A 13,667-nucleotide genomic window follows, 5' to 3' on the forward strand; every position below is an offset into this window, starting at 1 on the left:
CTGTGAGCTTGGGTAGTAGGGAGAATAAAAATTAGCCAGACTGAACCGAGCGGACTAGATTTACAGACTAGACAGTCTATTTTTACCGAACTGAAGGGGTTCTTATGCAGCGTGTAGCCATCGTCGGGGACGGCCCCGCAGCGCTCTCCACCGCCGAGCGACTCATCGGGGCCGGGCTGTGCGTGGACCTGTACTGCCAGCGCCCTGCGCCCTTCGGTTTGCTGCGACGCTTCGCTGGGCTCTCCGGCGCAGAATCTATCGCCGCGCCATGCCCGAAGGGGACCACGCCGCGCCTGCGGCTTATCGGCAACGTGCGCGTGGGTAATGGCCCGGACGCGGACATCAACCATTCGGATCTCAACCAGCTTTCCGCCTCCGGCGACCGCCACTTGGTTTTACTGGAACTCATGGCCCGCGGCGTGGCCATCACGACATGGGAGGGCCTCTGCCACCCCACCGCCGACGTAGAAGATTGGGCCACCGTCACGGAACAGGCCCAGCGCGCACCGGTGTGCTTCTAGCGCGCGAGCGCGCGGACTAGCGCCCGCGCGTTAAAAGGGAAGCCTGCTGCCAGTCCTCGCACCACCGCACTCGCTAGACGCGCGGGCTAGCGCCCGCGCAACCATAACGGATAGACTTTTGCGGTCAATGCCCTTCAGCGGCCCAGCGCAGCAACCGCGCGGCCGCCAACATGCACGAAACGCTGGCACATGGAACTCGCTCGCATCCTTTTATCCCGCTCCAAGCCCTATACCGGCTACGTCATCGCGGTACTGCTCCTCCAGGCACTATCCACCGCGGCAACGCTCTACCTGCCTTCGCTCAACGCGAAGATCATCGACAGGGGCGTGGCCCAAGTAGACATCGACTACATCTGGCACACCGGCGGCATCATGCTCATCGTGGCCTTCGCCCAAGTCATCGCCGCCATCGCCGCCATCTGGTTCGGCTCCCGCACCGCCATGGGCCTCGGCCGCGACCTGCGCTCCGATATCTTCCGCCGCGTCACCCGCTACTCCGCCGAAGACATGAGCAACTTCGGCACCGCTACCCTCATCACCCGCGGCACCAACGACGTCCAGCAGATCCAGATGGTCTACATGATGATCCTCAACTTCATGGTCACTGCCCCCATCATGTCCATCGGCGGCATCATCATGGCCATCCGCGAAGACGCCGGCATGTCCTGGCTCGTCGCGGTGTCCGTCATCGTGCTGCTGGCCGCCATCTCCCTCATCATCGTCCGGCTCATGCCGCTCTTTCGCGCTTGGCAAGGCAAGCTCGACGTCATGAACGGCACCCTGCGCGAACAAATCGCCGGCATCCGCGTCGTCCGCGCCTTCACTCGCGAGGAGCACGAAGCCGAGCGCTTCCGCACCGCCAACCGCGACCTGACCAACCTCTCCCTCAAGGTCGGCCAGCTGTTCATCCTCATGTTCCCCATCATCACCGTCATTCTCAACGTGGCCACCGGCGCGGTCCTCTGGTTCGGTGGCCACCGCGTGGACGAAGGCCTCGTGGAGGTCGGCTCGCTGACCGCTTTCCTGCAGTACCTGCTGCAGATCCTCGCCGCGGTCATGATGGGCACCTTCATGGCGATGATCCTCCCCCGCGCCATCATTTGCGCGCGCCGCATCACCGATGTCCTCGAACACGAACCCTCCATCACCGAGCCGGCTCAACCCCGTACCCCGGAGCACTCCGAGGGCGTCGTCGAATTCGACAACGTGTCCTTCCAATACGCCGGCGCCGAAGCGCCCGTGCTTCACGACGTCTCCTTCACCGCCACCCCCGGCACCACCACCGCGCTCATCGGCGCAACCGGTTCCGGCAAGACCACCGCGCTCTCCCTCATCCCGCGCCTCTATCTCCCGACGAAGGGCCGCGTGCTTCTCGACGGCACCGATATCGCCGAGATGGCTCGGAAGGACGTCGTCAAGCGTGTGGGCCTCGTGCCGCAGAAGCCTTACCTGTTCAGCGGCACCGTGGCCTCCAACCTGCGCCTGGGTGCGCCGGAGGCCACCGATGAGGAGCTGTGGAACGCGCTGCGCGTGGCCCAGGCGGACTTTGTTGAGGACCTCGACATGCACATCTCCCAGGGCGGCACCAACGTCTCCGGTGGGCAGCGCCAGCGCTTGTCCATCGCGCGCATGCTGGTCGCCCGCCCGTTGGTGTATCTCTTTGATGATTCCTTCTCCGCGCTGGACGTGCTCACGGATGCCGCCGTGCGTTCCGGAATGCGCGAGTACACCGCCGAAGCCACAACCATCATCGTGGCGCAGCGCGTGAGCTCGATCGTGGATGCCGACCAGATTCTGGTCATGGACGCCGGGCGCGTCGTCGCCCGCGGCACGCACGGGGAGTTGCTCGAGTCCTCCGAGACGTACCGCGAAATTGTGGAATCCCAGAAGACCTCGGAGGTGGCATAAATGACTGAGCAGGACAACGCTACGTTGAGTGAAGACACCACTGCCGAGATCGAGGAGAAGACCGGCGAGAACGCCCCGCGCAAAGCCAAGAACTTCTGGCCCTCCGCCAAGCGCCTCTTTGGTCTCCTCGCGCCGTTCAAGGCGCAGCTTTGGGCAATTGCGGCGATGAATATCATCTGCGTGTTCCTCGCCGTGGCCGCGCCGAAGGTCATGGGCATGGCCACCGACGTTATTTTTTCCGGCGTCATCTCCCGCCAGCTGCCCGCTGGTGTAACCAAGGACCAGGCGATCGCGGCGCTGCGCGCGGGTGGGCAGGAAAAGTTCGCCGACATGGCCTCAGCAATGGACTTGCACCCCGGCTTCGGCATTGATTTTTCCAAGCTGGGCACGATTATTGGCATCGTGATTGCGATGTACGTGGTGTCCTCTCTCTTCCAGTGGTGGCAGGGCTTTTTGCTCAACTCTCTGGTGATGAAGGTGGTTTTCGACCTACGCGAGAACATCGAGGCCAAGCTCAACCGCTTGCCGCTCAATTACTTCGACACGCAATCCCGCGGTGACCTTCTCTCGCGCACCACCAACGACGCCGATAACATCCAGTCCGCCTTGCAGCAGGCCATTTCGCAGCTGTTTTATAACCTGCTCATGGTCGTGGGCATCACGGTCATGATGTTCACCGTGTCCTGGCAGCTAGCGCTCGTGGCGCTGCTGGCGCTGCCGCTGACTGCGGTGGTCATCGCGGTGGTTGGCTCGCGCGCGCAGAAGCAGTTCAAGGCGCAGTGGAAAGCCACCGGTGACCTCAACGGACAGGTCGAGGAAGCCTTCTCCGGCCACGACCTAGCGACTGTCTTCGGGCGCATCGATTCCATGACGGAGGAGTTTGATAAGCGCAACGAGGAGCTGTTCCGCTCCGCGTCGCTGGCGCAGTTCCTGGCCGGAATGATGATGCCGATCATGCAGTTCATCTCCTACCTGTCGTACGTGGTCATCGCGGTGCTGGGCGCGCTCAAGGTGGCCTCCGGCTCGCTGACGTTGGGCGGCGCGCAGGCCTTCATCCAGTATTCCCGCGAGTTCAACCAGCCGCTGGGCCAGCTCGGCGGCATGATGCAGCAGGTGCAGTCGGGCGTGGCATCGGCGGAGCGCGTCTTCGAGTTCCTCGACGCCGAAGAAGAGCCCGCCGAGGAGCCCACCTCCCGCTTGGGTGGGCGTGCGAAGGGGCTCGTGGCATTCGAAGACGTCGACTTCGCTTATGACCCCGACAAGCCGCTGATCCAGGACCTCAGCCTGCGCGTGGAGCCGGGGCAGACCGCGGCGATCGTCGGCCCCACGGGGGCTGGCAAGACCACGCTGGTCAACCTCATCATGCGTTTCTACGACATCGATTCGGGCACCATCCGCCTCGATGGCGTCGACACCGCGCAGATGTCCCGCCACGAGCTGCGCTCCCAGGTGGGCATGGTGCTGCAGGACGCCGTGGTTTTCGAGGGCACCATCATGGACAACATCCGCTACGGCCGCCTCGACGCCACCGACGAGGAGGTCATTGCCGCCGCGAAGGCCACCTACGTGGACCGCTTCGTCCACTCCCTCCCCGACGGCTATGACACCAAGATTGACCAGGATGGCGGCGCGATTTCCGCCGGCGAACGTCAGCTCATCACCATCGCCCGCGCCTTCCTGGCGCAGCCGGCGCTGCTCATCCTCGATGAGGCCACCTCATCCGTGGATACCCGCACCGAGGTGCTCGTTCAGCAAGCCATGAATGCGCTGCGCGCGGACCGCACGTCCTTCATCATCGCGCACCGCCTCTCCACGATTCGCGACGCCGACCTCATCATCGTCATGGAAGAAGGCCGCATCGTCGAACAGGGCACCCACGCCGAGCTTCTCGACGCCCACGGCGCCTACTGGCGCCTCCACCAGTCCCAGTTCCGCGAGGACGAGAGCTAGTCGACCGTCACGGACATTATCGGGGCCGAGAACGTGTCACCCGTGAGGTTCGCCAGCTCAAGGGTGACGTCGCTTAAGGAAAGGTGATCCATGAGGGCGTCGGGAAGCTCGGCGTCTGGGACAGGATTCGGCTGGGGTATACCGAGCTGATCGAGGACGGCATTGATATCGTCGCTGGTGAGATCCGCCGTGACGGGCACGGTGCGCACGCCTTCGACGGTGGGGGTGACGGTCAGCGAGGTCGCCACGATACGCACTGAACCCTCCACTTCGGTCAAGGCGTCGTCGGTGGTGAGCAGGCCATCGCCGGCGTTGCCCGGCAGCGTGATAGCCAAATCGCGCACGACGAGGCGGTCCCCGGTGAGCTCGAGGACGCGCACCTCCCCGTCGCGGGTGGGCATCGTGCACAGCGAGGCTTTCACGTTCCCCGTCAGCGTCACCTCATCAGCCGTCACGGTGGAAAAGTAGGGCTGCGCCGGGGCGACCTGCGCGCTCACGCCCGTCGCGCTCACTGCGAGGGCCGCCACGGTAGCGATGACTACTTTCCGTGAGCGCGAAGGGCGGAGCCGGTGCTTAACCATCGCTAGGCTCCCAGGCCAAGGTCAGCGCGCCACCGATGATCCCGAGCACTGAGCCGATGAGGAAGCCTCCCAGGTTGGAGGTCGGAATAGCGATGACCGCCACGATGATGCCCAGCACGCCCAGGTACGTCGCCGTGGTGGGACGGAACCACGCGCCGAGGCCAAACATGACCAACAGCGCCCCGATGAGCAGCGTGGACACACCCGACACCGTGGAGATCATGACGAGCAGATCCGAAATCTGCACCGTGAAATAGGCGGGCATAGCGATGACGATTCCCGAAAGTATGAGCAGCAACCCCGGAAAGAACGGCCGCCGGCCACGCCACGCCTTAAACCGCGCCCACACCCCACCTGTGGCTGCCGCGGGAGCTACAGCCTGGTCGACATCGAGAGAATCCGGCGCTTCTGCTCCATGCAGTGCTGCGTCGGAATCCCTAGCGTGATCAGCAGACATTGCCGCGGCCCCGCTCCACAGATACGCCCACGTTCTTCGCTGACAAGGTCTTCGCGCCGAGGGAGGTGGCACGGACGTCGTCGGCAGTCAGCGAAACCTGCTTGGCATAGAGGCCCCACGTTCCCGGGTCGGCGGACTGGGACAGCTGACTGGCGTCGATGCCCACGTTCGCGTCCTGCATGACCAGCGAGCCCTCGATATTCGACGCACCAACGAGGAGACCAGTGGCCTCCACACTGTTATCGCCCTTCGCCTTGAGCGCGAGCGTGGACTCCCCCACCGCAGGCAGGTCAGTGGTGACATAAAGACACAAATCCGAGGCCACGGCGTGTTCCATCTTTAGCCGCGCGGTGGGAACATCCTCCTCGCCCTTCTTGTCGCTATCCACAAACAAGGAAAAGCCATCGCCTTCCAAGTGACGAATGTTGACGTTGAAGAACGTACCCGAGAGCGCCAAATTCGCCGTCAGACCGCCCTGCGCAACCGCAACTCCGGCCACTCCGAATGCTGCGAAGCCCGCAACGAGGCCCACTGCGGCCTTCGGAACATTGATTCTGCCCACAACGCCTCCTGAATTCTTAGCCCTCAAGATGATAGCTGAATCCTGACTCACTGATTTAGACGGCGAGGATTTAAGGTAGGAGGCACGCACAGCAGCAATCAAAGGAGCGCTCATGTTCGGCTGGATTGCCATCGCCGCATCGGTCCCGGTGTGGCTGTACTTTTTCTACCGCCTCACGGTGCTGTTTCGGTTCATCCGCTCCGGCGGGCCCACACAGCTGAACCGTACCGACCGCCCCATGGCGCGCCTCGGCCGCGTGCTCATCGAAGTCTTCGGCCATACCCACTTCAAAGGCCGGCCGCTGGTCAACGCCGCGCACTGGCTCGTCATGGTGGGCTTCCTCTTCGGCGCCATCGTGTGGTTCGAGGCCTATATCCAAACCTTCGCGCCCGATAAAGGCTGGCCGTGGCTCGGCGACTGGCCGGTGTACCACTTCATCGAAGAGGTCCTCGCCATCGGCACCGTGCTCGGTATCTGTTTCCTCATCGGCGTGCGCCTAAAGCTCGGCCACACCGATCGCGGCAGCCGCTTCTACAACTCGCAAGTCTTCCCCGCACGCCTGGTGGAGGCCATCGTCTTCTTCGAAGGCCTCGGCATGCTCGCCGTCAAGGCCGCCGCCATCGCCACGTACGGCGGTGGCTCCCCGTGGGCTGATTTCTTGACGATGCGTGTGGCGGGGGTTATGCAGGCGTCGCCAAGCATGGTGCAATTCTTTGCCCTGGTGAAGCTGCTGACGGGCCTGGTGTTCATCGCGTGCATCGCCCACTACTTCCAATGGGGCGTGATGTGGCACCGCTTCATGGCGTTCTTCAACATCTTCTTCCAACGCAACGCCGACGGCGAGAAGGCGCTGGGCGCTCTCCCCACGCCGGACTTGGAGGACCTCGAGCCAGGGAGCTGGAAGATGCTTCTCGACGCCTCCTCCTGCACCGAATGCGGCCGCTGCCAGGACCTGTGCCCCGCATGGAACACCGACAAACCGCTGAGCCCGAAGAAGCTCATGATGGACCTGCGCCAGAGTGCGCTGGATAACTACAACCCACACGAGGGGCTCAACGTGCTGGCGATGGCGGGCACGATTGATGATGACGTCCTGTGGTCCTGTACCAACTGCGGTGCGTGCGTGGACCAGTGCCCGGTGGATATCGAGCACATCGACCACGTGGCGGACCTGCGTCGCTTCAAGGTGCTGGCGGAATCCGACTTCCCGTCGGAGCTGACCGGGCTGTTTAAGAACATGGAGACGAAGGGCAACCCGTGGGGGCGCAATGCTTCGGAGCGGCGCGCGTGGATTGATGAGGCGCGTGCCGACGGCATCGAGGTGCCGATCATCGGCGAGGACGCCGCCGACTTTTCGGACCTGGAGTACCTGTTCTGGGTCGGTTGCGCGGGTGCTTACGACGACAAGGGCCGCGCCACGACGCGCGCGGTGGTGGACATGCTGCACACTGCGGGCGTGAAGTTCGGTGTGCTGGCCACGGGCGAGACCTGTACCGGTGACCCGGCGCGCCGTGCTGGCAATGAGTTCCTGTTCCAGGTGATGGCGGAGCAGAATGTTGCCACGCTTAACGACGCCTTCGCCGGCGTCCCCAAAGGCCAGCGCAAAATCATCACGACGTGCCCGCACTGCTTCAACACGATTCGCAACGAGTACCCGGACTTCGACGGCCATTTCGATGTGCTGCACCACACGCAGCTGCTCAACCGTTTGGTGCGGGAGAAGCTGCTCGTGCCCGTGCCACGTTCCCCGGAGAATCGCCGACCCGTTACGTATCACGACCCGTGCTTCCTGGGCCGCCACAACAAGGTCTTCGACCCGCCGCGTGAGCTCGTGGAGGCGACTGGTGCAACGCTGGCGGAGATGGACCATAACCGCGATGCGGCCTTCTGCTGCGGTGCCGGTGGCGCGCGCATGTTCATGGAAGAAAACCAGGGCAAGCGAGTTAATGAATTCCGCTCAGAGCAGGCCGTGGCGACCGGAGCGGAGCAGATTGCGACGGGCTGCCCGTTCTGCAATGTCATGCTGACGGGTGGCGTGAAGTCCATCGCGCCGCAGACTCAGGTCAGCGATGTGGCGCTCATGCTGCGCGACGCCATTGCCCCCACTGGCGAACTTCCCGCCGCGCGCGAGAAGGCCTTCCTCGATACGCCCCGCCGCGAACCCGTCCCAGAAAAGCCCGCCCCGGAGGAGGCTTCCAACATCCCGTCCACCGCGCCGCAAGCACCCGCAGCGCCGAGCACGCCCGCAGCGCCATCTGCCCCCAGCACGCCGAGCGCACCGCAAGCACCCGCCGCGCCGAGCGCACCGCAGGCGCCATCAACGCCGACTGCACCCAGCGCGGCTTCGCCAACGGCTCCCAGTGCCCCGCAGGCCCCAACTACGCCTCAGGTGGCAGGAGCTCCAACTGCTCCTACGGCACCAAGTGCTACCAAAGCACCTACAGCACCGCCCGCACCGAACGCGCCCGGGGCTCCATCTGCAAACACTCCGGCACCGAACGCAACCGCTGTACCGCAGGCACCAGCGAACACACCCGCCGCGCCCCAGGCACCAGCGAACGCCCCCGCAGCACCTGCCGCACCCCAGGCACCCGGTGCACCATCGACGCCAAACGCGGCCGCTGTACCGACTGCCCCGGCGGCGCCCAAAGCTACGACAACACCAAACACACTGCAAGCACCCGTAGCTCCGGCGGCGACGAGCACGCCAACGACGCCTCAGGCACCAGCCGCCCCTTCAGCACCGCCTACGCCCAGCGCTCCTGCGGCACCAAACACACCGCAAGCACCCGCAGCTCCGGCGGCGCCCGCGGCACCGCAAGCACCCGCGGATACTCCTTCGGTGCCGAAAGCTCCGACTGCGCCAGCAGCACCCGCCGCTCCGTCCGCGCCGATTACCCCGCCGAAGGCTCCGGCTGCGCCGCAGGCTCCGGAGGAAGGGGCGTCGGAAAGCAAGGACTAGTGCGACGTCGGCCACATCAACGCCGCGCAAGGTAGGCGTGCCTGATACCCCACAGGTACGCTCTACTCCATGCACACTGACGTGACCTACGTCCTCGCCTCGGGCGAAAGCAATTACACCGACTCGCTGGTGTCCTTCGCATGGATCATGGCGGTAGCGCTGCTAGCACCGTTGGTATCCCATGCCCTAGGCAAGAAGATGCCGGCCGTGGCGCTGCTTATTTTCTTCGGCATGCTCATCGGCCCTTCGATGTTGGGCTTGGCGCACGAAGACCCCGGCATTGGCATGCTCAAGGAGCTCGGCGTGGGCGCGCTGTTCCTCCTTGCGGGTTTCGAAATTGACCTCGCCGCCCTGAAATCGAAGGAAGCCGCCACAGGGCTATCCACGTGGCTCATCTGCGTGGTGGCGTGTGGCGTCGGCGCCTACTTCCTCATGGATGACATCCCCAGCGCCATCGTCATGGCCATCGCTTTGACGTCGACTGCTCTGGGCACCATCACCCCGATGCTCAAACAGGACAAACTCCTGGGCACTCGAGTGGGCGATTCCGTGGTCATCCACGGCGCGATCGGTGAGGTCGCGCCAATTACTGCAATGGCGCTCCTGTTGGGAACGCGCTCCACGTGGACAACGATGCTGATTCTTCTCGCCTTCATCGCAATCGCGGTCACCGTGGCCGTCATGCCCTTCGCCATTACCACCCTCATGCCGTGGTTCAAGGACGCCTTCATCTCCGGGGCGGGCTCCACCAACCAAACCATCATGCGTCTCATCATCCTGATGTTGGCCATCCTCATGGCAGTGACGGCGGTATTCGAACTCGACATCGTCCTGGGCGCCTTTGCAACGGGCATCATCCTCAACCGCATCATTCCCGATGAGTTCCATAAAGGCTTGGAAAACCGCCTCGACGTGGTTTTTTATTCCATGCTCATTCCCGTCTTCTTCGTGGTCTCCGGCATGGCGATTGACTGGAACGTCATCATGGACGAGCCCATCAAGGTCCTCGGCATCCCGCTGCTCATCCTGGTGACCCGCGGCCTGCCGGTGTTCCTACGCGAAAACCTTCACCAAACCGGCTCCAACGTCGAAACCACCCGCGAACGCATCCAGGTTGCCCTCTACGCGGCGACCGGCCTGCCCATTATCGTGGCGGTGATGACGCTAGCGGTGGATTCGGGCATCGTCGATTCTGAGATCGCCTCGATCTTCATCGCCGGCGGCGCGCTCACCGTTGCAATCTTCCCGTTCCTCTCCGGCCTTGTGCGCGAAAAGGAACCCGCAAAGGCAGAGGATTAAGGCTGTTAAAATAGCCAATGTGACTAATCCTTTCAGCATGCGGCTTTCCGACGCCGAACGGACCGACGCCGTCAATGACCTCGCCCAGGCGTTGGGTGAAGGTCGCCTCACCATGGATGAGTTTGAGGAGCGCACCGACGCGGTGATGCAGGCAACGACCCGCCGCGAACTGGCAGATGTCTTCATGGATATCCCCACCAAGGCCAGCAGCGAGCTCAAGATCTACTCCCAAGGTGAGGTCGCCCGCGCCTACCAATCAACCCGGAAACCCCGCTTGGCCACCGCGTTGGTTGGCTCGCTAGGGCTCTTTTTCGGCTCGATTGCATCCTTCGCTGCTCTGTCCGGCGTCACCGCCGCACTCACCGGCACCGGATTGCTCTTCCTCATCCCCGCGTTGTGGATCATGCTCTACGTGGCCAAGGTGGGGCCGGAGTCCTGGCACCGTCCGTCGCCGCGACAGATCGAGCGCCAGCGCATGCGCGAGCTGAAAGCCGCCGGCGCTGAAGAACGCGCGCAGATGCGGGCGTTGGAGCAGGCGCAGTGGGCGGAGAGGCGTCGCCAAGCAAGTGAAATTACTGGGGATGCGATGAATCTGGCCAAACGCAAGCTGGAACAGTGGAACCAGAAGTAACATATCCGGCATGACTCAGAACCGGATTTTTGATCAATCCACCAAACTACAGGGCGTTGCCTACGATATTCGCGGCGAGGTTTCTACGGAGGCCGAGCGCATGGAGCTCGACGGGCACAGCATTCTGAAGCTCAACACCGGCAACCCGGCGGTGTTTGGTTTCGATGCGCCGGATGTCATCATGCGCGACATGATTGCGGCGCTACCGACCTCGCAGGGCTACTCCACGTCGAAGGGTATTATCCCGGCACGGCGCGCGATTGTAACCCGCTATGAGCTGGAGGATTTCCCCAGCTTCGACGTCAATGACGTGTACTTGGGCAACGGCGTGTCCGAGCTGATTTCGATGGTGACGCAGGCGCTGCTTGACGACGGCGATGAGGTTCTCATCCCCGCCCCTGACTACCCCCTGTGGACGGCGGCGACGTCGCTGGCGGGCGGCACGCCCGTGCACTATTTGTGCGATGAGGAGGACGATTGGAATCCCTCCATTGAAGATATTCGCGCGAAAGTAACGGAGAAGACCAAGGCCATTGTGGTCATTAATCCGAATAACCCGACGGGTGCCGTGTACTCGCGTGAAACGCTGCAGAAAATCGTGGATGTAGCGCGCGAATATAACCTGCTGATTCTGGCGGATGAGATTTATGACCGGATTCTGTATGACGGTGCGAAGCACATTTCCATCGCCTCCCTGGCCCCAGATTTGCTGACGATCACGTTTAATGGCTTGTCCAAGGCCTACCGCGTGGCCGGCTACCGCGCTGGCTGGATGGTGCTCACGGGCCCGAAGTCCCATGCGCGTGGCTTCATCGAGGGCTTGGACTTGCTGGCGGGCACGCGCCTATGCCCAAATGTGCCGGCACAGCACGCGATCCAGGTGGCGCTGGGTGGGCGGCAGTCCATTTATGAGCTCACCGGTGAGGGCGGGCGCTTGCTCAAGCAGCGGAATATTGCCTACGAGAAGCTCAATGAGATTCCCGGCGTGTCCGTGGTAAAGCCGATGGGCGCGCTGTACTGCTTCCCGCGCTTGGATCCAGAGGTCTATGAGATCCACGATGACTCGAAGCTCATGCTCGACATTCTGCGCGCCGAGAAGATCCTCATGGTGCAAGGCACCGGCTTCAATTGGCCTACGCCGGATCACTTCCGCGTGGTTACGCTGCCGTGGGCATCGCAGCTGGAGAACGCGATTGAGCGGCTCGGCAACTTCCTGGTGAGCTACCGCCAGTAGCGCGCCACCGACATCCCTGCCTTGTTGTGCAGTATCTACGGCGCGCAGGTCCAGCGGGACGGGACTTCGCGCGATCGGGCAGGCGCAAAGAGCCGCACTCAGCACAAAAGAGTGCGCGCAGGATGCGCCCCCCTTTGCCTCAAGCGTTAGCGCTCCGGCGGGGCGGGGCTTCCCGGCTCAGAACGTGTGGATGTCGGTGGTTCGGCCGGCTTTGCGGTCTGGGCGCGACGGCTTGTGCTAGGCACCGCAACGGTGCTTACTGTGTCTTGACGGTTTTCGTGAATCCGCTGGGCGCGTGGTGCGCGGTGCGGATGTACCGGTTCCCGCGGATCGCGGGGAGCAGCCGGCACCCACTTAACCTTGCCGTTTTCCCGCACGATGCGGCCACGACCCGGCAGTCCGTTAATAGCGTTGTGGTATTTGCACAGCGGGGTGAGGTTTTCAGGATTCGTTTCGCCGCCGTGTCTCCATTCTTGGATGTGGTGTATCTGGCAATAGTCGGCGCCGCACAGGCAACGGCCCCAGGCACAGGTGGGTTGCTCGCCGCTGGCCATGATGCGCTGCTTCTCCGAAGCAACGCGCTGGGTGCGGTGGAGTTCGACGGGGCCTTTGACGCGGTCGACGAGCATGACGAGGCCTTCTTCCGCGAGCTCCCGCTCGATGAGCTCTTTGCCCGTGATCTTGGCACCGTTGGATAGCTGAATCACGATATCCCCAAGGTCCGGCGCTGTGCGCTCACCGGACGCTGTGGTGTCGTGGCCGGATGTCTCTCCAATGGCAGGCTCGTCAGAATCATTAGACGGTGATGCGTCGGCGGGCTGGCTGGAAGCAGGAGTTGTGGCTGCAGAAGACGCTGTTGTGCAGGAAAGAGGTGCCGAGGAAGGCGCATTCGATTCTGCGGAGTCGGGGCGCGGGGTGGACGGGTCGCCCAAGCGGCCCAAGATTGTGGCGTACTCGGGAAGCTCCATGACGGCGAGGGTCTGGGGTGCGGGGCGGGCGAGGCGGCCTTCTCGAAACGCAGCCGTAAACGAGCCGACGGGATCGTCTTCGTCGATGTTGGGACGCAGGTCCTCGATGAGCGCGGCCGGGGCCGTGAGCGTGAGCTTCGACAGTTCCTTGCCGCGGCGAATTGTCACGCCCGGCTTCGGCGCGGGCGGCGGGTTGAGCTCAGCAATGCGCTTGCGCGCATAGCGGGCCACGGCCTTTTCATCACCAGCAATGCCGCACAACTCAACGCGCAAATCCCACGCCTCACGCTGCTTCTTCAGCTGTCCTGCGAAGCGTTCAATGAGCAGCAGCGTGGGCAGGTCGTGCCCATTAGCGCGCGCCGCTGCAATGGCGCGCGCTTGTTTGCGGGTGAAGGAGGTGGGGGCAAAGTAGACGTCGAAAAGCGCGAGCAAGGAGCGTGCCACAGACTCCGGACCCCACGCCCGCAGCTGCTCGAAGCTGAGCCCCGCAACGCCGGCGACGAGCTCGATGCCCGCCGCCTGGCTGCGAAGATGCGCTTCTACAAGGTTCATGCCACAAACGCTAAATGCCCCACCCGCACCGCACAACGGCAC

Annotated in this window: 11 protein-coding genes; 7 read left to right on the forward strand and 4 right to left on the reverse strand. The window is 63.4% G+C overall.

Going from position 1 to position 13,667, the window contains the following annotated elements; translation table 11 throughout:
- Window positions 1-104 precede the first annotated feature (104 nt).
- The 3 genes from CAURIM_RS11695 to CAURIM_RS11705 all read left to right on the forward strand — a co-directional run bounded on the left by CAURIM_RS11695 (window position 105) and on the right by CAURIM_RS11705 (window position 4,379).
- Window positions 105-521 (forward strand): methylenetetrahydrofolate--tRNA-(uracil-5-)-methyltransferase, encoded by a 417-nt coding sequence (locus tag CAURIM_RS11695; RefSeq protein WP_070711632.1) that lies wholly within the window; start codon window positions 105-107, stop codon window positions 519-521.
- A gap of 189 nt (window positions 522-710) precedes the next feature.
- The gene (locus CAURIM_RS11700; RefSeq protein WP_201829013.1) at window positions 711-2,429 is read left to right on the forward strand and encodes an ABC transporter ATP-binding protein; all 1,719 of its coding nucleotides are present in this window, start codon (window positions 711-713) and stop codon (window positions 2,427-2,429) included.
- Window positions 2,430-4,379 (forward strand): ABC transporter ATP-binding protein, encoded by a 1,950-nt coding sequence (locus tag CAURIM_RS11705; protein WP_236659375.1) that lies wholly within the window; start codon window positions 2,430-2,432, stop codon window positions 4,377-4,379.
- Here the strand turns inward: CAURIM_RS11705 and CAURIM_RS11710 are convergent.
- Genes CAURIM_RS11710 through CAURIM_RS11720 form a run of 3 tightly spaced genes read right to left on the reverse strand, consistent with a single transcriptional unit; the run spans window position 4,376 to window position 6,093 of the window.
- On the reverse strand, window positions 4,376-4,960 hold the full coding sequence (locus CAURIM_RS11710; RefSeq protein ID WP_201829012.1) for a hypothetical protein: 585 nt from the start codon (window positions 4,958-4,960) through the stop codon (window positions 4,376-4,378). The genes CAURIM_RS11705 and CAURIM_RS11710 overlap by 4 nt on opposite strands.
- Complete coding sequence (locus tag CAURIM_RS11715) at window positions 4,953-5,417, reverse strand: DUF6114 domain-containing protein (RefSeq protein WP_236659374.1); 465 nt, start codon at window positions 5,415-5,417, stop codon at window positions 4,953-4,955. Before CAURIM_RS11715 ends, CAURIM_RS11710 begins: the two co-directional genes overlap by 8 nt.
- Entirely contained in the window at window positions 5,407-6,093 is a 687-nt protein-coding gene (locus CAURIM_RS11720; RefSeq protein WP_236659373.1) for a DUF6230 family protein, read from the reverse strand. The genes CAURIM_RS11715 and CAURIM_RS11720 overlap by 11 nt, the downstream gene beginning before the upstream one ends.
- Between CAURIM_RS11720 and CAURIM_RS11725 the strand changes: the two genes are divergently transcribed.
- The 4 genes from CAURIM_RS11725 to CAURIM_RS11740 all read left to right on the forward strand — a co-directional run bounded on the left by CAURIM_RS11725 (window position 6,092) and on the right by CAURIM_RS11740 (window position 12,105).
- Window positions 6,092-8,941 carry a (Fe-S)-binding protein gene (locus tag CAURIM_RS11725; protein ID WP_201829011.1) on the forward strand — a complete coding sequence of 950 codons (2,850 nt, stop codon included), beginning with the start codon at window positions 6,092-6,094 and terminating at the stop codon, window positions 8,939-8,941. The two genes, CAURIM_RS11720 and CAURIM_RS11725, sit on opposite strands and share 2 nt — an antisense overlap.
- A gap of 69 nt (window positions 8,942-9,010) precedes the next feature.
- Window positions 9,011-10,240 carry a cation:proton antiporter gene (locus tag CAURIM_RS11730; protein ID WP_070711639.1) on the forward strand — a complete coding sequence of 410 codons (1,230 nt, stop codon included), beginning with the start codon at window positions 9,011-9,013 and terminating at the stop codon, window positions 10,238-10,240.
- Between the two features lie 19 nt (window positions 10,241-10,259).
- Window positions 10,260-10,871 carry a DUF1707 SHOCT-like domain-containing protein gene (locus CAURIM_RS11735; RefSeq protein WP_236659372.1) on the forward strand — a complete coding sequence of 204 codons (612 nt, stop codon included), beginning with the start codon at window positions 10,260-10,262 and terminating at the stop codon, window positions 10,869-10,871.
- A gap of 10 nt (window positions 10,872-10,881) precedes the next feature.
- Window positions 10,882-12,105, forward strand: a complete 1,224-nt coding sequence (locus CAURIM_RS11740) for a pyridoxal phosphate-dependent aminotransferase (RefSeq protein WP_070448124.1) — start codon at window positions 10,882-10,884, stop codon at window positions 12,103-12,105.
- Between the two features lie 146 nt (window positions 12,106-12,251).
- On the opposite strand, the gene CAURIM_RS11745 is transcribed toward CAURIM_RS11740, so the two are convergent.
- Window positions 12,252-13,625, reverse strand: a complete 1,374-nt coding sequence (locus tag CAURIM_RS11745) for an HNH endonuclease signature motif containing protein (RefSeq protein ID WP_201829010.1) — start codon at window positions 13,623-13,625, stop codon at window positions 12,252-12,254.
- Between the last annotated feature and the right edge of the window lie 42 nt (window positions 13,626-13,667).

The organism is Corynebacterium aurimucosum, assembly GCF_030408555.1.
Lineage (GTDB): Bacteria > Actinomycetota > Actinomycetes > Mycobacteriales > Mycobacteriaceae > Corynebacterium > Corynebacterium aurimucosum.